This window comes from Prosthecodimorpha hirschii (assembly GCF_001305515.1).
GTDB lineage: Bacteria > Pseudomonadota > Alphaproteobacteria > Rhizobiales > Ancalomicrobiaceae > Prosthecodimorpha > Prosthecodimorpha hirschii.
Window position 1 is genome coordinate 2,676,776 of sequence record NZ_LJYW01000001.1, and the last position, 17,767, is coordinate 2,694,542.

The following is a 17,767-nucleotide window of genomic DNA, read 5'->3' on the forward strand; positions in this document are numbered from 1 at the left end:
TCTTGGCCGGCTTCAATGTTCCGGACGGATGCCGTCCGGGGCATGCGACAGGCGGTCCATCAGCGCCAGCAGGACGCCGGTGACCACGAAGACGACATGGATGATGGTCATCCACATGATGTCGCGGTCCGAGTATTTCGCCAGTCCCATGAAGACTTTCAGCATGTGAATGCCCGAGATGGCCACCATCGAGGCGATCAGCTTCAGCTTCAGGGCGCCGAAGTCGACCTTGCCCTTCCAGTCCGGCGCATCCTCGTGATCGCCGACGTCGATCTTGGAGACGAAATTCTCGTATCCGGAGAAGATCACGATCAGGAGCAGGTTGCCGGCGAGCGACAGGTCGATCAGCGACAGGATGCCGAGCACCACGTCGGCCTCGCCCGCACGGGTGAGCTCGACCGCGAAATGAAAGAGTTCCTGCATGAACTTGATCAGGAGCCCGACCAGCGCGAAGACCAGCCCGACATAGAAGGGCGCCATGATCCAGCGGCTGGCGAAAAGTCCGCGTTCCAGATTCCGTTCGATCATGCTGCCTCCGATCGGCGCCGCCGGCGGACCTCGCCGCGACGCCGTACATGTTCCTGCCGCCGACCCGCCGGCGAGCGGTTCGCGGCGATCGGCGCGGCCTTCGCCGAACTCCCGCAGCGATACCGGCTCGCCGACCATGCGCCAAGCCCGAAACGGCGGCAGGCGGCCGAGGCATTTCGCAGCCTCGACCGGCGCAGGCTTGACCGACGCGGGCGGAACCGCTCAGGCGTCGGTCGCGAGGCCGTCCAGTTTCTGCAGGAAGTGCCGCGTCTTGTCGCCATAGAGTTCGGCACCGAGTTCGCAGGCGCGCCGGGCGAGCTTGCGGCGGCGGCGTTCGGCCTCCTCGGCCAGGTGGCGGGCGGCCTTCCTGGAGCCCGACACGTCCGCCTCCTTGCCGAGCCGGCGGACCAGAAGGGCGAGATCGTGCTCGTCGCCGAGCAGTTCGCCGAGTTCGTCGAGATCGCCGACGATCGAGCGTGAGGTGACGGCCGTTCGCCCGACGACCAGCAGCGACAGGTGCCAGCGGTGCTTCACCCGCTTGCGCCAGTCGTGCAGAACGTCCTCGCCGCCCTCCTCCTCGGCCTTGCGCCAGTCGGCCCGGCCCCGGCGGTAGGTCTCGCCGAGCGCCTCGACGAACAGACGTCCGGCCGCCGGCGCCAGCGGCAGGGAGGCCGCATCGGCCTCCGCGATGCGCAGCAGGGCCGCGACGCGGCCGGTGTCCGGACGCTGGGCATGGGCGATTTCGGCCGCCCGGCTCAGGCGCCCGATCACGACGCCGGCGCCGTCATGCGGACGGCGGTCGTCGAGCTTCTGCGCCGAGGCGACCATCGCGTCGGCATCGCGGGCGGCGGACAGGTGATCCGCCGCATCGCGCAGCACGTCGCGGCGGCGCCGGTAGTCCTCTCCGATCAGCGGGCGGAAGACCAGAAGCACGCTGCGGGCGCGCTTCAATGCGCGCCGCGCACGATGGATGCCCGCCGCCTGTTCGGCGCGCGGGACCGCGACCGCCGCGCGGGCGACCGCGATCTCGCCCATCAGGATGCGTTTCAGGCCGGCCGCGAAAGGTTCGTGCGGATCGAGACGGAACGGCATGGGCATGCGGTCTCCGATCGGCGGAGCCGCCGACCGTTCAGGCGTCGACTCCGGTTCCGATCGGACAGGAAACGCCTGTGCCGCCGAGGCCGCAATAGCCTCCGGGATTCTTGGCGAGATACTGCTGATGGGAGGCCTCGGCATAGTAGAAGGGCGGCGCCGGCGCAATCTCGGTGGTGATGCCGCCCCGGCCCGCCGCCTTCAACGCCTGCCCGTAGGCTTGCTTCGACGCCTCCGCGGCGGCGGCCTGAGCCTCGGTGGTCGTGTAGATGGCCGACCGGTACTGCGTCCCCACGTCGTTGCCCTGGCGCATGCCCTGGGTCGGGTCGTGGCTCTCCCAGAACAGCTTCAGGAGGGCCGCATAGGAGATCTTGGCCGGGTCGTAGACGACTTTCACGACCTCTGTGTGACCGGTCATGCCGGTGCAGGTCTCCTGGTAGGTCGGGTTGGGCGTGACGCCGCCCTGATAGCCGACCGCGGTCGTCCAGACGCCCTCGCCGGCCTGCCAGAACTTGCGCTCCGCGCCCCAGAAGCAGCCGAGCGCGAAATAGGCGACCTCCAGCCCGTCCGGATAGGGACCGTGCAGCGCATGACCGTTGACGTAGTGCGTCTCGGCCGTCGGGATCGCGGCGGCCCGGCCCGGCAGGGCGCCATCCGCGGTCGGCAGATGCAGCTTCTTGTTGAAGATGTCGATCAGAAACATGGATCGGCTCCTTTCTGGCGGCGACGCGACGGTCCCCGCAGAGGTCGGGACGGATTCGGAACGCCGCGCGCGGCGCGAAGACCGGCTGGCCGGTAAGGACCGGCAGGCGGGAAGGAACGGCTGGCCGACGAGGGCCGGGTGGCCGGTGAGGACCGGCAGGCCGGTCAGGACCGGCGGGGCGGCAAGACCGGCGGCGGATCAGAGCACGAAGGCGGCGCGCCGGCGCCGGCTGCCGATCGCCACCAGGGCGAGGCCGACGGCGAACAGGACGGCCCAGTTCGGCAGCGCCAGGATCAGCCGGAACAGGCTGTCCCAGACCACCGCCGGCACGGCCGCCTTGGCGGCGGCGAAGCTGGCGGGCGCGAGATCCGACCAGACCGTGCCGAGCGGCGTCAGCATCAGCTTTCCGGATGCGATGGTCTTCATGCCGTCGATGACCACGCCCACGATCGCGCCGGCGACGATCCAGAGGCCGATCGAGCGAATCAGGAACGTGATCATGGCACCTCCTCAGACCTCGCCGACCGGTGCCGCCGGCCGGCGCGACGGCGGGCGATCCGGCAGCGGCTTCCGGCCGGACGAATTCAACCGTTTTAGCGCAAACCGGCGGAATCGCGAAGCTTTGCAAACGGCCGGTTCCCGCGTCCGGCCGATTTCGCCAGGGCGGAACATGCGCTAAAGCCCCGACACTGGCACTCGATTCGTACCGGCATGACCGCTACGGTGCCAGAGATAATGTCTGCCGATCCGCCCTGCAACGCGACCGGGCCGTAACGCCTGCGTGACGGGCCGGACACCGGCCACAAGAGACCAGGCGAGGGGAGCCAACCGATGTCCGAGATCGATACGCCTTCAAATCCGGAACCGGTCCGGCTGAGCGAGCTCGAGGAGGCCGCGCTCTTCTTCCACAAGAACCCCCGCCCCGGCAAACTGGAGATCCAGGCGACCAAGCCGCTCGGCAACCAGCGCGACCTCGCGCTCGCCTATTCGCCGGGCGTCGCCGCGCCGTGCCTGGCCATCGCCGCCAACCCGGCCACGGCCTACGACTATACCGGGCGGGGTAACCTGGTCGCCGTCATCTCCAACGGCACCGCCGTGCTCGGCCTCGGCAATATCGGCCCCCTCGCCGCCAAGCCGGTGATGGAGGGCAAGGCGGTCCTGTTCAAGAAATTCGCCGGCATCGACGTGTTTGACATCGAGATCGACGCCATGGAGGTCGATCTGATCGTCGACACCGTGGCGGCCCTGGAGCCGACCTTCGGCGGCATCAATCTCGAAGACATCAAGGCGCCGGAGTGCTTCGAGGTCGAGCGCCGCCTGCGCGAGCGGATGAACATCCCGGTCTTCCACGACGACCAGCACGGCACCGCGATCATCGTCGGCGCCGCGATCCTCAACGGCCTGGAACTGGCCGGCAAGAGCATCGCACATGCCAAGATCGTCACGTCGGGCGCCGGTGCGGCCGCGCTCGCCTGCCTCAACATCCTCGTCTCCCTCGGCGCGCGGCGCGAGAACATCTGGGTCACCGACATCGAGGGCGTGGTCTACGAGGGCCGCACCACCCTGATGGACCCGCTCAAGGCGACCTACGCGCAAGAGACCGACAAGCGCCGGCTCGCCGAGGTGATCGACGGCGCCGACGTGTTCCTCGGCCTGTCGGCCGGCGGCGTGCTGAAGGCCGACATGGTCGCCCGCATGGCGCCGCAGCCCCTCGTCATGGCGCTCGCCAATCCGGCGCCGGAGATCATGCCCGAGGAGGCCCGCGCGGTCCGCCCCGACGCGATGATCTGCACCGGCCGGTCGGACTTCCCCAACCAGGTCAACAACGTCCTCTGCTTCCCCTACATCTTCCGCGGCGCGCTCGATGTCGGCGCGACCACCATCGACGAGAATATGAAGCTCGCCGCCGTGCGCGCCATCGCGGCGCTGGCGCGCGAGGAGCCCTCCGACGTGGCGGCGCGCGCCTATGGCGGCGTCACCCACACCTTCGGGCCGAACTACCTGATCCCGTCGCCCTTCGACCAGCGGCTGATCCTCAGAATCGCGCCGGCGGTCGCCCGCGCCGCCATGGAGGCCGGCGTCGCGACCCGGCCGATCACCGATTTCGACGCCTATATGGACCGGCTGAACCGCTTCGTGTTCCGCTCCGGCCTGGTGATGAAGCCGGTCACGGCGGCGGCCAAGCAATCGAAGGTGAAGGCCCGGATCATCTATTCCGACGGCGAGGACGAGCGCGTCCTGCGCGCCGCCCAGGTCATGCTCGAGGAGCAGGTCGGCCTGCCGATCCTGATCGGCCGGCCGCAGGTGATCGACAACCGGCTGGAACGCTACGGCCTGCGCATCCGCCAGGGCACCGATTTCTCGGTGATCGATCCCAATTCCGATCCCCGCTTCAAGGACTATGTCGACCTCTACTTCTCCAAGGTCGGCCGCAAGGGCGTCAGCCCGGAGGCGGCCAAGACCATCGTGCGCACCAACGCGACCGTGATCGGCGCGCTGGCGGTCGAGCGGGGCGACGCGGACGCCCTGATCTGCGGCATCGACGGCCGCTTCGAGCGCCACCGCCGCAACGTCCTCGACGTGATCGGGGTGGAATCGATCGATACCGACTTCTCGACCGTCAGCCTCCTGATCAACAGCCGCGGCGCCTGGTTCCTGACCGACACCTACTGCACCGACACGCCCTCGCCGGTCGAGATCGCCGAGGCGACCATCCTGGCGGCCAACCATATCCGCCGCTTCGGCCTGGTGCCGAAGGCCGCGCTCTTGTCGGCGTCGAATTTCGGCACCCGCGACATCGCCTCCGCCAAGCGCATGCGCGAGGCCTTGGCGATCATCCGCCAGCGCGCGCCCGACCTCGAGGTCGACGGCGAGATGCACGGCGATTCCGCGCTGTCGCCGGATATCCGCGAGCGCGTCATGCCGACATCCTTCCTGTCCGGCGAGGCCAACCTGCTGGTCTTCCCGAGCCTGGACTCGGCCAACATCGCCCTGAACCTGATCAAGTCGATGACCGAGGCTCTGCATGTCGGCCCGATCCTGCTCGGCGCGGCCAAGCCGGCCCATATCCTGACGCCCTCGGTCACCTCGCGCGGCGTCGTCAACATGTCGACGCTGGCCGCCGTCGAGGCGCTGGCCCGCAAACGCTGAGAGGACTGAAGAGCATGTCGGCGAGTGCAGAGACGGACGTTCGGGGGACCGCCGGGCATCGGCCCAATCCCCTCCTGGAGGCCGTCGAAGCCCCGCCGATACCGGCCGCGCAGGCCTGGCTGGCCGCCTATGACGGCAAGGCCGGGCCGCTTCTCAATCTGAGCCAGGCGGCGCCCGGCGATCCGCCGCCGGCCGAACTGCTCGCCCGCCTCGCCGAGGCGGCCGGGGCGCCGGAGACGACCCGCTACGGGCCGATCCCCGGCGAACCGGACCTGCGCGCCGCGCTCGCCGCCGAGATGACCGCGCTTTATGGCGGGCCGGTCGACGCCGGCGACGTCGTCATCACCTCCGGCTGCAACCAGGCCTTCTTCGCCGCCGCCCTGACGGTCGCCCGCGCCGGCGACGAGGTCATCCTGCCGGCACCCTGGTACTTCAATCACAAGATGATCCTCGACATGCTCGGGATCGTCGCGCGGCCGTTCGCCCTGAAGGCCGAGGACGGTTTCGAGCCCGACCCGGCCGCGGCGCGGGCGCTGATCGGCCCCCGAACCCGGGCGATCGTGCTGGTCAGCCCGAACAATCCGACCGGCGCCACCTGCCGGCCGGAAACCATCGCGGCCTTCGCGGATCTGGCCGAGGCGGCCGGTCTGTTTCTGATCCTCGACGAGACCTATCGGGACTTCCTGCCCGAGGGACGCGACCGTCCGCACGATCTGTTCGCCACCGGCCGCAGCCGGGCGTCCCTGATCCACCTCTACAGCTTCTCGAAGGCCTACTCGATCCCGGGCCACCGGCTCGGCGCACTGGTCGCCGCGCCGGCGCTGGTAGAACAGGTGATCAAGGTCCAGGACTGCCTGCAGATCTGCGCGCCCCGCGCCGGCCAGGCGGCGATCGCCTGGGCGATCCCGGCGCTCGGCGGCTGGCGGGCCGCGAACCGGCACATGATCAACCGGCGCGCGGCGCTGTTCGCCGACCGGCTCGCTACGGTCCCGGGCTGGCGGGTCGAAGCGGCCGGCGCCTATTTCGCCTATGTGCGCCATCCCGGCCGACAGCCGGCGCTCGCGGTCGCCGAGAGACTGTGCCGGGAGCGCGGCGTGCTGACCCTGCCGGGCTCCTGGTTCGGGCCCGGCCAGGAGGGCCATCTGCGCATCGCCTTCGCCAATGTCGACGACGCGGCGCTCGACCGCATCGCGGAACGCTTTCTGGAATTGGACTAAACAGGTTATACCCATCGGAACAACGGCCGGAGCGGCCGGCGGTCCCGGCGAAGGCCGGGGGCGCCGCCGCCACAATGGGGCCGGGATCGTTCCGACCGCGCTCGCTCGCCCGGACGACCTTTCAGCCGGGAGGCGGCATGGAGCGGTTCCTGATCGTCGACGACCATCCGCTGTTCCGCGAAGCGCTGCAGAGCGCCATCATGGCGGCCCATCCGGCGGCGGAGATCGTCGAGGCGACCGGCATGGACGAGGCGCTCGCCCTGGCCGGCACGCCGGGGGCGGCCTTCGACCTCGCCCTGCTCGATCTGTCCATGCCGGGCACGACCGGCTTCGACGGCATCCTGCAATTCCGGTCACGGTTTCCCCGCCTGCCGCTGGTCGTGGTCTCCGGCCTCGACGATCCCCGCATCGTGCGCGAAGCCCTGGCCTATGGGGTGTCCGGCTTCGTCCCGAAGGCATCCGGAAAGGCCGAGCTGGTCGCGGCGATCCGGACCGTCATGGCGGGCGGCCTGCATGTCCCGGCCGACACGCCGGGCGCGGCGGTGCCGGCGATCCCCGAGGACGATCGCGAGCGGCTGGTCGAACGGCTGAAGACCCTGACCCCGGCGCAGTTCCGCGTCCTGCAGATGATCCGGCAGGGCCTGCTCAACAAGCAGATCGCCTACGAACTGCAGGTCGGCGAGACCACCGTGAAGGCGCATGTCTCCGAGATCCTGCGCAAGCTCGGCGTGATCAGCCGGACCCAGGCGGTGATCGAGGCGTCACGGATCGACTTCGAACGGATCACCCTGGAGCCCGGCGAGGACCGGCAGGTCTGATACCGACGGTCGTGGAATGATCGTCGGTATTCGATACGCGAATTTCTCATGCCTCTGACGCAAATGAGAAATTCGCGTTACTTCAACGGCCCGATGCGTCAGCATCCTGGGCCGTTGGTATAATGCAGACTTGTTGAGCCGGCGCGCCCGTCGATTGCCGGATTCGCTCCGTCTTCTTGCCGATTTCGAAGTTGGCCGGCTTATTCATTTCCGGCGACATCAATTGTTGTTCGGACTGTCATTTCGGTTTCATGCCGCCCCGCAATGTATACACGCACAACATTGCGAGAGGTGAGCCATGAACTATCACAAACTCATGGGTGATTTCAGCCGGCTGGCCGGCCTCGACGATGCGGAGTTCGAGGATACGGGCGCCTATTTCGAGATCGGCGGCCAGCCGCTGTTTCTGACCCACGAGGCGGATTCTCAGCGCATCACCCTGTCAGCGCCGGTCGCCACGCTCGAAACCGTCTCGAACGAACTGGCGGCCCGCCTGCTCGAACTCAATCTGATGCTGATGCGCAGCGGCGGCTATGCGTTCGGCTACGCCCCGGAGACCGCGACCTGCCTGCTGGTCGCCAGCCATCCGATCGCCGCCCTCGACGCCGCCGGGCTCGACGCCGCGATCAGCGCGATCGTCGCCAAGGCCGACGCCGCCCGGGGCCTCGTCCGGCTCGGGCTGGAGCTCGACGAGGTGGCCGACGCCAAGGCGATGCGCGACCTGATGACCCGACAGGAAACGACGCTCATCCGCGCTTGATCCACGCTTGAACGGGAGACAGGGCCATGGCTTCGATCCTCAACAGCCCCAGCATGTCGCAGCTGAAGCAGGTGATCGGCACCTCGCAGGACAGCAGCTTCGTGAAGAAGTCCGGCGGAACGCTGACCAAGCCGGACTTCGCGCTCGGCTACACGACGAAGCGCGAGGAGGTCGCCTACAAGAAGCTGTCCGACACGCCGACCGTCAAGTCGCGCGGCGGCATCGAGTTCGGCAAGAAATCGGCCGTCGCGATGGACACGGTCGTCGCCCTGAGCATGCGCTTCAACACCGGAGCGGCCGAATTCGGCAAGTCGCTCCTCAAGGAAAAGCTGATGGACCTGCGGGCCAACGGCACCAGCGAACTGGCCCAGCGCCTTTCCGATCTGTCGGAATCCGAAATCGACGAAATGGTCATGACCTTCGCCAACGACAAGCCCGAACTGTTCCTCGGCGTCGGGGGCTCGGCGGCCGAGATGCTGTCGAAGGTCGCGGTGAAGACCCGGCATGGCGAGGGCGTCGTACCCCTGAAGAGCCTCGAGACCGAAGACAACCGCGGCGTGGTCAAGGGGGTTCAGCGGGTCACGATCGGCGACCTCAAGGACGTGATCAAGGTCATCGATCGGACCATGAACGCGTCGATCGAAGACCAGTTGCCCGGCTTCGCCACCAAGTGGCTCGACAAGCACGACGAGGCCAATCTGCGTCTCAGCCCCGGCAAGGCCGACGAACTCCTGTCGACTCTCGACCGGCTGTGCGGGATCGAGCGCGATCCGGTCGCCTCGCTGCGTCTGTCCGACCGGCAGGCCCAGGACCTCCTGTCGACCCTCGACCGGATCGGCAGCTGACCGGCCGACCTCCCGATCCGCCGCGCCTCAGAGCTTGCGCAACCGGACCCGTTCGATGCGGTGGCTGTTGCCCTTGTGCAGGATCAGATGGGCGCGCGGCCGGGTCGGGAAGATGGTCTCGCGCAGGTTGACGAGATTGATGTTGTTCCAGAGATCGTTGGCGATGGTCAGCGCCTCTTCGGCCGAGATCTTGGAATAGCGGTGGAAGTAGCTCTGCGGGTCGCGGAAGGCGGTCTCGCGCAGGCTCATGAACCGCTCGACATACCATTGATGCAGCAGCGGTTCCTCGCTGTCGAGATAGATCGAGAAGTCGAAGAAGTCCGAGACGAACGGCACGGCATTGCCGTCGCGCGGCAGCTTGGTGGTCTGCAGGACGTTGAGACCTTCGAGGATCAGGATGTCGGGCCGGTCGATCGTGACCTTCTCGCCCGGCACCACGTCATAGACCAGATGCGAATAGACCGGCGCCTCGACATGGGCCTTGCCGGCCTTGATGTCGGACAGGAACTTCAAGAGCGTCGGGATGTCGTAGCTCTCCGGGAAGCCCTTGCGGCGCATCAGGCCTTCGCGCTCCAGCACCGCGTTCGGGTAGAGAAACCCGTCCGTGGTGATCAGGTCGACCTTCGGGCTCGACGCCCAGCGCGACATCAGCGCCCGGAGGACGCGGGCGGTGGTCGACTTGCCGGCCGCCACCGAACCGGCGAGGCCGATCACGAACGGCACCTTGCCGTCGCGCACGCCGAGAAAGCGGCTGGTGACGTGGAACAGGTTCTGGGTCGCCTCGACATACATGGAGAGGAGGCGCGACAGCGGCAGATAGATGTCGACGACCTCGTCCAGCTGGATCGGGTCGTTAAGCGAGCGCAGCCGCGCGAGGTCTTCCGCCGTCAGCGTCAGCGGGGTCTCGCCGCGGAGGTTCGACCACTCGGCGCGGTCGAACGTCCGGTATGGCGTCGCCTCGGAGCCCCGAAGACGGGCGATGGCCTCCGGCGACAGCATCGGAGCCGGAATGTCTTGTGCAACTGCGATCGTCGAGCCTCGGTCCACGTCCGATGCTCCCTTTCGTCGACCGGCCGCGCCGTCGCCGGCGGACCCCCTGCCCCTGACGGCCTGCAAGGCCTGCCGCCGCACCCAGTCCGGATGATCGCCCGAGGGCGTCATCCCGTCCGCATCGACCGGCGGATGCCGGCCGCACGGCGCTCCGTCCCGCCGGTTTCACTCCGCGGGCCGGGACGCCTTTTCCTCAAGCCCGGTTCGCACCGTGCGCCGTTCCAGTTCGGCATAGACCTCCGCAAGCGGCACATCCGCCGCACGGAGCACCACGAGCAGGTGAAAGAGCACGTCGGCGGATTCCTTGACCAGTTCGATCCGGTCCCCGGAAACCGCCGCCAGGGCGGCTTCGACGCCCTCCTCGCCGAGCTTCTTGGCGCATTTCGCCATGCCCGCGTCGAGAAGCTTGCGCGTGTAGGAACCGGGATCACCCGATCCCGCCCGTACGGCAATGATGGTTTCCAACGCGTCGAGGGTAAAGCCGGACATTCGGACTAGTCTCCGGGCGCCAAAACCGCCCTTGCTGCCGCTTCTTAAGCGTTTCGCCGTCAGGAGTCGAGTCGCATTGGTATACCAGATGCCAGCATGTGTTCCTTGGCCTGCCGGATGGTGTAGGTGCCGAAATGGAAGATCGAGGCGGCAAGCACCGCGCTGGCATGGCCTTCGCGGATGCCCTCGACCAGGTGATCGAGCGTGCCGACGCCGCCCGACGCGATCACCGGCACCGACACCGCATCGGCCACCGCGCGGGTCAGGTCCAGATCGAAGCCGGCCTTGGTGCCGTCCCGGTCCATCGAGGTGAGCAGCAGTTCGCCGGCGCCGAGGCCGACCACCTCGCGCGCATAGCCGATCGCGTCGATGCCCGTACGGTTGCGCCCGCCATGGGTGAAGACCTCCCATTTCGGCGGCGCGCCCGGCTCGGAGACCCGCTTGGCGTCGATGGCGATGACGACCGACTGGCCGCCGACCTTGCGCACCGCGTCGGCGACGAACTGGCGGTCCTTCACGGCCGCCGAGTTGATCGACACCTTGTCGGCGCCCGCCTCCATCAGGTTGCGGATGTCGTGGAGCGTGCGGATGCCGCCGCCGACCGTGACCGGCATGAAGCAGACCTCGGCGGTGCGGCGCACAACGTCGAGGATGATGCCGCGGTTCTCGTGGCTGGCCGTGATGTCGAGGAAGCAGAGTTCGTCGGCGCCGGCCGCGTCATAGGCCTCCGCCGCCTGGACCGGATCGCCGGCATCGACCAGGTCGACGAAGTTGACGCCCTTGACCACCCGACCGTCCTTGACGTCGAGACAGGGAATGACGCGGGCTTTCAGCATGGCGGATCCGTCGGCAGGTCGGGTCGCCGGACGCGACCGCCCGGCCACCGTCTCCTATACGACGCCGGCGCCGGAGGCCAGAGCACCGGTTCCGATCCGGCGGCCGTCCCTTCAGGCGGCGGGCGCCGCGATCCGGCCTTCAGGCGGCGGGCGCCGCGATCCGGTCAACGGGCTTCGCCGGCCCCGACGGACCGCTGGAGGCGAAGAACCGTGCCGCGCTGGCCTCGGGCTCGGCGAAGGCGGCCAGTCTGTCGGCCAGCGCCGCCCGACCTTCGGCGCCGCCGTGAAAGCGCAGGATGCGGGCCTGTCCGCCCGGCGCATAGCCGAGCACGGCAACGGCCGGGTGATCGACCGCCGACAGCGCGGCGACCATTTCGGCATCCTCGCGTTCCAGGAACCAGAATGACAGCGGCGGGGGACGGACAGGATCTTCAGGGCGGCTGATCAGGAGAACGCGGAACCGGTGATCGCGCACGTCGGTCTTCCTCTGCTCGCGGCACGGGCCTGGAATGCCCGATTGCCTATGCGATTCCCGTGACGGCGCCGTGAAGCCCATAAGGCGCGAAGCCCAGAGGGCGCGAAGCCCACGGGGCCGTAAAGCCGACGGGGCCGGTCGCCGTCGACCAGCCAACGCGCTCCGGGCCGGGCCGGTTCCCGACCCCGGCGCAGACGGTCCCGGCATCAACGATCGGTCAGGACATGCGGCGAAACCGGGGCGAACCGGGCGGCCGGGCGCGCGATCGTGACCATGGCGAGGCGGACGCGACCGCTCGGGACATGCCTCATCTGTCGACTCGTGTGTTTTACTCATCGGCGAAATGGTCGAGAAATGTCTCTCGGTTACCTTGTTGTACGATTCCAGCGCTGCCGGCCCTTCCAGACGAGGCCCGGGCGCCAAGCGCCTTCCCAGGACCCCCATGAGCCCCCCGCCTGCCGCCGCCGCGACCCTTGCCGATCTCGACTCCGGGATCGGCCTGGTCGCCCGTCCCACCCGGATGCCGCCGCGTCCCGCCGCCGCACCGGCTGCCCCCGTCGCGGCGGCCGCGACGGCGCCGCGCGAGCGGGCGCTGTTCGGGATCGGGCTGATCATACTGTCGACAGTTTTCTTCTCGTCGACCGACGTGATCGCCAAGATGCTGACGGCCCAGCTGCCCGCGATCGAGGTCGCCTGGATCCGCTATGCGGTCTTCGTCGCGATCGTGGTGCCCTATGCGGTCGCGGTGCGCGGCACCGGCGCCCTCTCGACCGCACGGCCGGGCCTGCAGATCCTGCGTGCGCTCGGCATGGTCGGGTCTTCGGTGCTGTTCATCGGCGGCCTGCGCTACCTCCAGGTCGCCGACGCGACCGCGACCAATTTCATCGCCCCGGTCTTCATCACCGCCCTGTCGGTGATCCTGCTGCGCGAGAAGGTCGGCATCCGCCGCTGGATCGCGACCGCGGTCGGTCTGATCGGCGTCCTGATCGTCATCCGGCCCGGGCCGGACGTGTTCCAGTCCGCCGCGCTGATGCCGGCCGGCGCCGCCCTGGTCTGGGCCTTCGCGGCGATCGCCACGCGCATCATGGCCGGCTCGGAACGGCCGGAAACGACCCTGGTCTGGTCGGCGGTGGTCGGCTTCCTGGCGCTGAGCGCCGCCGTGCCCTTCGTCTGGGAGACGCCGACGCAGCCGCAGATCGAACTCGGCATCCTGATCGGCGTCGGTTCGACGATCGGCCACGGCATCCTGGTGATCGCCTTCCGGCACGCCTCCGCGTCCGTACTCGCCCCGTTCAGCTACACGCAGCTGATCTGGGCCTCGATCTTCGGCTTCATGGCCTTCGGCGCGCTGCCGACCGCCTGGACGCTGATCGGCGGCGCGATCGTGGCGGCGAGCGGTCTCTACATCGCCCATCGCGAGCATGTCCGCGCCCGCGACGCCCGCCGCGCCGCCGCTGCCTGAGCGGACCTTCTGCCGAAAGCCACCTACAGAGCCGTCCGGACCCGTTCCGGCCGGCTTTTTCGTTTCTCCGCCAACGCGGCTGCCGGCGGCCCCCGGAGGCCGCGCCGGCGCGCCGTTCGGATCACATGGCGTCGTAGTCGATCACCACATGCGGGCTGGTCGGATGCGACTGGCAGGTCAGCACGAAGCCGGCCTGCAGTTCCCAGGGTTCCAGCGACCAGTTGGCGTCCATCTCGACCGCGCCCTCGATCACCTTGGCGCGGCAGGTGCAGCACATGCCGCCCTTGCACGAATAGGGCGCCTCCAGCCCGGCGCGCCGGGCCGCATCGATCAGCGTCTCGCCGGCCGCGACATCGATGCGGGTGCGCCGGCCGTCCAGCCGGATCTCCGCCGTGGCCGCGCCGCCGGCCGCAGCCGCCTCGGCGCCGGACCCGACCCGGGTCGCCACCGGCCGGGCATCGGCCGCCGGCGTGAACAGTTCGACATGGATGCGGTCATGGGCGAGGCCGAGCGCTTCGAGCGTGGCGCGCGCGGCTTCGACCAGATCCTGCGGGCCGCACAGGAAGGCGAGGTCGACATGCCCGTCCGGACAGGCGCGCCGCACGATGGTGGCGAGCTTGTCGCCATCGATCCGGCCGGTCAGCAGCGGCACGTCCGCGCTCTCGCGGGTCAGCACGTGGAACACGGTCAGCCGGTCCAGGTGGCGATCCTTCAGGTCCTCGATCTCGCCGCGATAGATGATGTCGGCCGAGGTCCGGTTGCCGTCGACCAACACGAAGCGGCTCTTCGGCTCGCGCGCCAGCACCGACTTCATCAGGGACAGGATCGGCGTGATGCCGGAGCCGGCCGCGACCGCCAGATAGGTGCGCTCGGCCTCGGCCTCCAGCGGCACGGTGAAGCGGCCCGACGGCGTCATCACGTCGATCCGGTCGCCGGGCTTCAACGTCCCGCAGGCGAAGCCGGAGAAGCGGCCGCCCTCGACCTTCTTGACCGCGACGCGGATATCGCTGTCGTCGAGCCCGGAGGAGATCGAATAGGAGCGCCGCACCTCCTCGCCGTCGATCTCGGTCCTGAGCGTCAGATACTGGCCCGGCGAGAAGCGGTAGTCCGCCTCGAGATCGGCCGGCACCTCGAACAGGATCGAGACGGCATCGCGGGTCTCGGGGCGGATGTCCTTGACGGTGAGCGTGTGGAAGCGCGGGATCATCGAAAGCCTCAAGGGGTGCCAGCGGCGTGACGCGAGTGGGGGCGGCGGAACGGCAGGGCCGGGCCCGGCAGGCACCGGCCTGCGGGGCCGGGGCCGATCCGCCCGGCTCAGATGCATTTGAAATAGTCGAATGGTTCCCGGCAGGCGCGGCAGCGGTAGAGCGCCTTGCAGGCCGTCGAGCCGAATTCGGAAATGCGCTCGGTCTCCGGCGAACCGCAGTGCGGGCAGGCGACCGACGTCTCGCCAAACAGTGCCCGCCGTCCGCCGGCACGGCCGACCGGCGGCGCGATGCCGTAGCCGGCGAGCGCCCGGCGGCCGGCCTCGGTCATCAGGTCGGTCGACCAGGCCGGCGACAGCACGGTCGTCACCTTGGCGTCCGGGAATCCCGCCGCATCCAGCGCAAGCCCGATCTCGACCGCGATCATGTTCATGGCCGGACAGCCCGAATAGGTCGGCGTGATCACGGCCTCGACCCGGCCGGCCGCATCGAAGCGGATGTCGCGCAGCACGCCGAGATCGGCGATCGAGAGCACCGGGATCTCCGGATCGACCACGCTCGCAGCCGCCGACCAGGCGCGCGCGCGGCGTTCGTCCGCGGGCGTATCCGCAGCGGAGGCCGGGATTGCGGGGGAGACCGGCAGGATCGACTCGGCGGACGGGATGACGGGGTGCATGGCGCCCTCCGGGCTCACCAGGTGGCGCCCGGATGGGCCCGGGCGAGCGATTGCATGACGGCCAGCATGGTGCCGAGATGCTCGGTATGGACGCCGCGCCGGCCGCCGGTCTGCATCCAGCCGTCGCGCGGCCGGTCGAGCGTCGCTTCCTCCAGGATGGTGTCGACGGTGCGCGACCATTCGGCCTTCAATGCCGCCCGGTCGACCGCGATGCCGGCCTCGGCGAGCGCGCGCTCGTCATCGGGCATCTCGAACATCTCGCCGGTCCAGGGCCAGAGCTCTTCGAGCGCGGCGATCGAGCGGCGGCGGCTCTCGTCGGTGCCGTCGCCGAGCCGGACCAGCCATTCGGCCGCATGGCGCAGATGATAGGAGACCTCCTTCTCGGCCTTGGCGGCGATCGCGGCGAGCGTCGCGTCGCGGGAGCCGGTCAGGGCGGTCCAGTAGGGCAGCATGAAGGCCGAGACCAGCGCCTGACGCACGACCGTGAAGGCGAAGTCGCCGTTCGGAAGCTCGTTGACCAGCAGGTTGCCGAAGGCCGCCTCGTCGCGGAAATAGGCGAGATCGTCCTCGCTGCGGCCGCGGCCCTCGACCTCGCCGGCATAGGAATAGAGAACGCGGGCCTGACCGATCAGGTCGAGGGCGATATTGGCGAGCGCCATCTCCTCTTCCAGGGTCGGCGCGCGGCTGGTCCATTCCGAGAGCCGGTGGCCGAGCACCAGGGCGTCGTCGGCGAGGCGAAGCGTGTAGGCGAAAAGCGGCGTCGACATGGTTCGTCCCTGCCTTCGGCGAACGGATGGAAAGCGGTGTTCGGCTGCGTCCCCGCCCGCGGCGCGCCGGCGCGATGCCGGCGGCAGGATGCGGGACGAGCCCTGTCGAGGGCCGAGCCCTATCGCGGCCGGTCGCCGATAGAAGACCGGACCGCCGGACGGGCCCGACACGGGACGCGCGATGCGGTGCGGTGCGGCCGGCCGGCACGCCGTCGGCGCCGGGGCCGCGCCGGCGGTCGCGCCGCCCCGGTCACATATGGCCGACTTCGTCCGGGATCTCGTAGAAGGTCGGGTGCCGATAGACCTTGGAGGCGGTCGGCTCGAACAGCATATCCTTGTCGGCCGGGTCGGAGGCGACGATCGCCGCGGACGGCACGACCCAGATCGAAAGCCCCTCGCCGCGGCGGGTATAGACATCGCGCGCCGCGATCAGCGCCATCTCGGCGTCCGGCGCATGGATCGAGCCGCAATGCTGGTGGGCGAGCCCGTTGCGGGAGCGGATGAACACCTCCCAGAGCGGCATCTTCTTCTCGGTCATATCGATGTCCTCCCGGCCGTCTGGCGCGGCTTTTCGACGATTGGATCGGGCGATCGGGATCACTCTGCCGCGACGCGCCAGGCCGCGGCCTGACGCTGACGGCGCTTGTCGGCATGGGCCAGCGCGGCCTCGCGCACCCAGGCGCCGTCGGCCTCGGCCTTGCGCTTGGCGGCGAGGCGCTGCCGGTTGCAGGGGCCGTCGCCGGCGACCACGCGGGCGAACTCGCTCCAGTCGATCTCGCCATGTTCCCAATGGCCGGTCGTCTCGTTGAAGGCGAGATCCGGATCCGGGAAGGTCAGGCCCAGGAAATGGCCCTGCGGCACGGTCGCGTCGATGAACTTCTGGCGCAGCTCGTCATTGCTGAAGCGCTTGATCTTCCAGACCATGGTCTGGCCGGAATGGACCGATTCGGTATCCGACGGACCGAACATCATCAGGCTCGGCCACCACCAACGGTTCAGCGCATCCTGCGCCATGGCCTTCTGCTCGGGCGTGCCGCGGCAGAGCGTCAGCATCAGTTCGTAGCCCTGGCGCTGATGGAAGCTCTCTTCTTTGCAGACGCGGATCATGGCGCGCGCATAGGGACCGTAGGAGCAGCGGCAAAGCGGGATCTGGTTCATGATCGCCGCGCCGTCGACCAGCCAGCCGATCGCGCCGATATCGGCCCAGTTCAGCGTCGGATAGTTGAAGATCGAGGAATACTTGGCCTTGCCGGACAGAAGCTGCTCGACCAGTTCCTCGCGGCTGACGCCGAGCGTCTCGGCGGCCGCGTAGAGATACATGCCGTGGCCGCCCTCGTCCTGGACCTTGGCCAGCAGCGCGGCCTTGCGGCGCAGCGACGGGGCCCGGGTGATCCAGTTGCCCTCGGGCTGCATGCCGATGATCTCGGAATGGGCATGCTGGGAGATCTGCCGCACCAGCGTCCGGCGATAGGCCGCCGGCATCCAGTCGTTCGGCTCGATCTTCTCCTCGGCGTCGATCCGGGCCTGGAAGCGGGCTTCGAGGACCGAATCCTCGGCGGCGGCCTGCGGATCGAGCGTGTTCAGCGCCTGGGTGTACATGGGCGTCCTCCTCGCCTGCCGCCTGTCCCCGGCGACCTGGAATTAGTATATGTCACGAAATTTCGATCTTCAAGCGGTTTTCTGTAACACGTCCA

The 17,767-nt window shown here is 68.9% G+C and carries 19 protein-coding genes; 6 read left to right on the forward strand and 13 right to left on the reverse strand.

The annotated features are described in order from the left end of the window. Window positions 1–12: 12 nt before the first annotated feature. The 4 genes from ABB55_RS11680 to ABB55_RS11695 form a co-directional block, all read right to left on the reverse strand. Window positions 13–528, reverse strand: coding sequence for a TIGR00645 family protein (locus tag ABB55_RS11680; protein ID WP_054358954.1), 516 nt, complete (start codon window positions 526–528; stop codon window positions 13–15). A 222-nt stretch (window positions 529–750) separates the two neighbouring features. Next, window positions 751–1,626, reverse strand: a complete 876-nt coding sequence (locus ABB55_RS11685; protein ID WP_054358955.1) for a CHAD domain-containing protein — start codon at window positions 1,624–1,626, stop codon at window positions 751–753. Window positions 1,627–1,657: 31 nt separating this feature from the next. Continuing rightward, entirely contained in the window at window positions 1,658–2,323 is a 666-nt protein-coding gene (gene msrA / locus ABB55_RS11690) for a peptide-methionine (S)-S-oxide reductase MsrA (RefSeq protein WP_054358956.1), read from the reverse strand. 198 nt (window positions 2,324–2,521) lie between these two features. Beyond that, the gene (locus ABB55_RS11695; protein ID WP_054358957.1) at window positions 2,522–2,824 is read right to left on the reverse strand and encodes a hypothetical protein; all 303 of its coding nucleotides are present in this window, start codon (window positions 2,822–2,824) and stop codon (window positions 2,522–2,524) included. A gap of 330 nt (window positions 2,825–3,154) precedes the next feature. Between ABB55_RS11695 and ABB55_RS11700 the strand changes: the two genes are divergently transcribed. The 5 genes from ABB55_RS11700 to ABB55_RS11720 all read left to right on the forward strand — a co-directional run bounded on the left by ABB55_RS11700 (window position 3,155) and on the right by ABB55_RS11720 (window position 9,113). Further along, complete coding sequence (locus tag ABB55_RS11700) at window positions 3,155–5,473, forward strand: NADP-dependent malic enzyme (protein ID WP_054358958.1); 2,319 nt, start codon at window positions 3,155–3,157, stop codon at window positions 5,471–5,473. A gap of 14 nt (window positions 5,474–5,487) precedes the next feature. Continuing rightward, window positions 5,488–6,690 (forward strand): aminotransferase, encoded by a 1,203-nt coding sequence (locus tag ABB55_RS11705; protein ID WP_054358959.1) that lies wholly within the window; start codon window positions 5,488–5,490, stop codon window positions 6,688–6,690. Between the two features lie 137 nt (window positions 6,691–6,827). Continuing rightward, a complete protein-coding gene (locus ABB55_RS11710) occupies window positions 6,828–7,508 on the forward strand; it encodes a response regulator transcription factor (protein WP_054358960.1) in 681 nt (226 codons plus the stop codon). Window positions 7,509–7,806: 298 nt separating this feature from the next. Next, window positions 7,807–8,268 carry a type III secretion system chaperone gene (locus ABB55_RS11715; protein WP_054358961.1) on the forward strand — a complete coding sequence of 154 codons (462 nt, stop codon included), beginning with the start codon at window positions 7,807–7,809 and terminating at the stop codon, window positions 8,266–8,268. A gap of 26 nt (window positions 8,269–8,294) precedes the next feature. Next, on the forward strand, window positions 8,295–9,113 hold the full coding sequence (locus ABB55_RS11720; protein ID WP_054358962.1) for a hypothetical protein: 819 nt from the start codon (window positions 8,295–8,297) through the stop codon (window positions 9,111–9,113). A gap of 27 nt (window positions 9,114–9,140) precedes the next feature. Here the strand turns inward: ABB55_RS11720 and coaA are convergent, their stop codons facing one another. The 4 genes from coaA to ABB55_RS11740 all read right to left on the reverse strand — a co-directional run bounded on the left by coaA (window position 9,141) and on the right by ABB55_RS11740 (window position 11,963). Further along, the gene (gene coaA / locus ABB55_RS11725; RefSeq protein ID WP_054358963.1) at window positions 9,141–10,112 is read right to left on the reverse strand and encodes a type I pantothenate kinase; all 972 of its coding nucleotides are present in this window, start codon (window positions 10,110–10,112) and stop codon (window positions 9,141–9,143) included. 216 nt (window positions 10,113–10,328) lie between these two features. Then, window positions 10,329–10,652 (reverse strand): phosphoribosyl-ATP diphosphatase, encoded by a 324-nt coding sequence (locus ABB55_RS11730; RefSeq protein WP_054358964.1) that lies wholly within the window; start codon window positions 10,650–10,652, stop codon window positions 10,329–10,331. Between the two features lie 59 nt (window positions 10,653–10,711). Continuing rightward, window positions 10,712–11,488, reverse strand: a complete 777-nt coding sequence (gene hisF, locus ABB55_RS11735) for an imidazole glycerol phosphate synthase subunit HisF (protein WP_054358965.1) — start codon at window positions 11,486–11,488, stop codon at window positions 10,712–10,714. A gap of 139 nt (window positions 11,489–11,627) precedes the next feature. Further along, window positions 11,628–11,963 carry a hypothetical protein gene (locus ABB55_RS11740; RefSeq protein WP_054358966.1) on the reverse strand — a complete coding sequence of 112 codons (336 nt, stop codon included), beginning with the start codon at window positions 11,961–11,963 and terminating at the stop codon, window positions 11,628–11,630. 442 nt (window positions 11,964–12,405) lie between these two features. Here ABB55_RS11740 and ABB55_RS11745 point away from each other — a divergent pair, with 442 nt between their 5' ends. Next, window positions 12,406–13,425, forward strand: a complete 1,020-nt coding sequence (locus ABB55_RS11745) for a DMT family transporter (RefSeq protein WP_083463554.1) — start codon at window positions 12,406–12,408, stop codon at window positions 13,423–13,425. A 121-nt stretch (window positions 13,426–13,546) separates the two neighbouring features. Here the strand turns inward: ABB55_RS11745 and paaE are convergent, their stop codons facing one another. The 5 genes from paaE to paaA form a co-directional block, all read right to left on the reverse strand. Beyond that, window positions 13,547–14,632: a 1,2-phenylacetyl-CoA epoxidase subunit PaaE gene (gene paaE / locus ABB55_RS11750; protein ID WP_054358967.1), complete on the reverse strand. Its 1,086-nt coding sequence runs from the start codon at window positions 14,630–14,632 to the stop codon at window positions 13,547–13,549. Between the two features lie 107 nt (window positions 14,633–14,739). Beyond that, window positions 14,740–15,306 (reverse strand): 1,2-phenylacetyl-CoA epoxidase subunit PaaD, encoded by a 567-nt coding sequence (paaD, locus tag ABB55_RS11755; protein ID WP_083463555.1) that lies wholly within the window; start codon window positions 15,304–15,306, stop codon window positions 14,740–14,742. Between the two features lie 14 nt (window positions 15,307–15,320). After that, the gene (gene paaC, locus ABB55_RS11760) at window positions 15,321–16,073 is read right to left on the reverse strand and encodes a 1,2-phenylacetyl-CoA epoxidase subunit PaaC (RefSeq protein ID WP_054358968.1); all 753 of its coding nucleotides are present in this window, start codon (window positions 16,071–16,073) and stop codon (window positions 15,321–15,323) included. A gap of 250 nt (window positions 16,074–16,323) precedes the next feature. After that, window positions 16,324–16,611, reverse strand: coding sequence for a 1,2-phenylacetyl-CoA epoxidase subunit PaaB (paaB, locus tag ABB55_RS11765; RefSeq protein ID WP_054358969.1), 288 nt, complete (start codon window positions 16,609–16,611; stop codon window positions 16,324–16,326). A gap of 59 nt (window positions 16,612–16,670) precedes the next feature. After that, window positions 16,671–17,672 carry a 1,2-phenylacetyl-CoA epoxidase subunit PaaA gene (paaA, locus tag ABB55_RS11770; RefSeq protein WP_054358970.1) on the reverse strand — a complete coding sequence of 334 codons (1,002 nt, stop codon included), beginning with the start codon at window positions 17,670–17,672 and terminating at the stop codon, window positions 16,671–16,673. Between the last annotated feature and the right edge of the window lie 95 nt (window positions 17,673–17,767).

What these genes read in the sequence shown, in the direction of transcription:
- ABB55_RS11680 (WP_054358954.1), bottom strand. Translation starts at nt 528, where the DNA reads ATGATCGAACGGAATCTGGAACGCGGACTTTTCGCCAGCCGCTGGATC.
- ABB55_RS11685 (WP_054358955.1), bottom strand. Translation starts at nt 1,626, where the DNA reads ATGCCCATGCCGTTCCGTCTCGATCCGCACGAACCTTTCGCGGCCGGC.
- msrA (WP_054358956.1), bottom strand. Translation starts at nt 2,323, where the DNA reads ATGTTTCTGATCGACATCTTCAACAAGAAGCTGCATCTGCCGACCGCG.
- ABB55_RS11695 (WP_054358957.1), bottom strand. Translation starts at nt 2,824, where the DNA reads ATGATCACGTTCCTGATTCGCTCGATCGGCCTCTGGATCGTCGCCGGC.
- ABB55_RS11700 (WP_054358958.1), top strand. Translation starts at nt 3,155, where the DNA reads ATGTCCGAGATCGATACGCCTTCAAATCCGGAACCGGTCCGGCTGAGC.
- ABB55_RS11705 (WP_054358959.1), top strand. Translation starts at nt 5,488, where the DNA reads ATGTCGGCGAGTGCAGAGACGGACGTTCGGGGGACCGCCGGGCATCGG.
- ABB55_RS11710 (WP_054358960.1), top strand. Translation starts at nt 6,828, where the DNA reads ATGGAGCGGTTCCTGATCGTCGACGACCATCCGCTGTTCCGCGAAGCG.
- ABB55_RS11715 (WP_054358961.1), top strand. Translation starts at nt 7,807, where the DNA reads ATGAACTATCACAAACTCATGGGTGATTTCAGCCGGCTGGCCGGCCTC.
- ABB55_RS11720 (WP_054358962.1), top strand. Translation starts at nt 8,295, where the DNA reads ATGGCTTCGATCCTCAACAGCCCCAGCATGTCGCAGCTGAAGCAGGTG.
- coaA (WP_054358963.1), bottom strand. Translation starts at nt 10,112, where the DNA reads ATGCTGTCGCCGGAGGCCATCGCCCGTCTTCGGGGCTCCGAGGCGACG.
- ABB55_RS11730 (WP_054358964.1), bottom strand. Translation starts at nt 10,652, where the DNA reads ATGTCCGGCTTTACCCTCGACGCGTTGGAAACCATCATTGCCGTACGG.
- hisF (WP_054358965.1), bottom strand. Translation starts at nt 11,488, where the DNA reads ATGCTGAAAGCCCGCGTCATTCCCTGTCTCGACGTCAAGGACGGTCGG.
- ABB55_RS11745 (WP_083463554.1), top strand. Translation starts at nt 12,406, where the DNA reads ATGAGCCCCCCGCCTGCCGCCGCCGCGACCCTTGCCGATCTCGACTCC.
- paaE (WP_054358967.1), bottom strand. Translation starts at nt 14,632, where the DNA reads ATGATCCCGCGCTTCCACACGCTCACCGTCAAGGACATCCGCCCCGAG.
- paaD (WP_083463555.1), bottom strand. Translation starts at nt 15,306, where the DNA reads ATGCACCCCGTCATCCCGTCCGCCGAGTCGATCCTGCCGGTCTCCCCC.
- paaC (WP_054358968.1), bottom strand. Translation starts at nt 16,073, where the DNA reads ATGTCGACGCCGCTTTTCGCCTACACGCTTCGCCTCGCCGACGACGCC.
- paaB (WP_054358969.1), bottom strand. Translation starts at nt 16,611, where the DNA reads ATGACCGAGAAGAAGATGCCGCTCTGGGAGGTGTTCATCCGCTCCCGC.
- paaA (WP_054358970.1), bottom strand. Translation starts at nt 17,672, where the DNA reads ATGTACACCCAGGCGCTGAACACGCTCGATCCGCAGGCCGCCGCCGAG.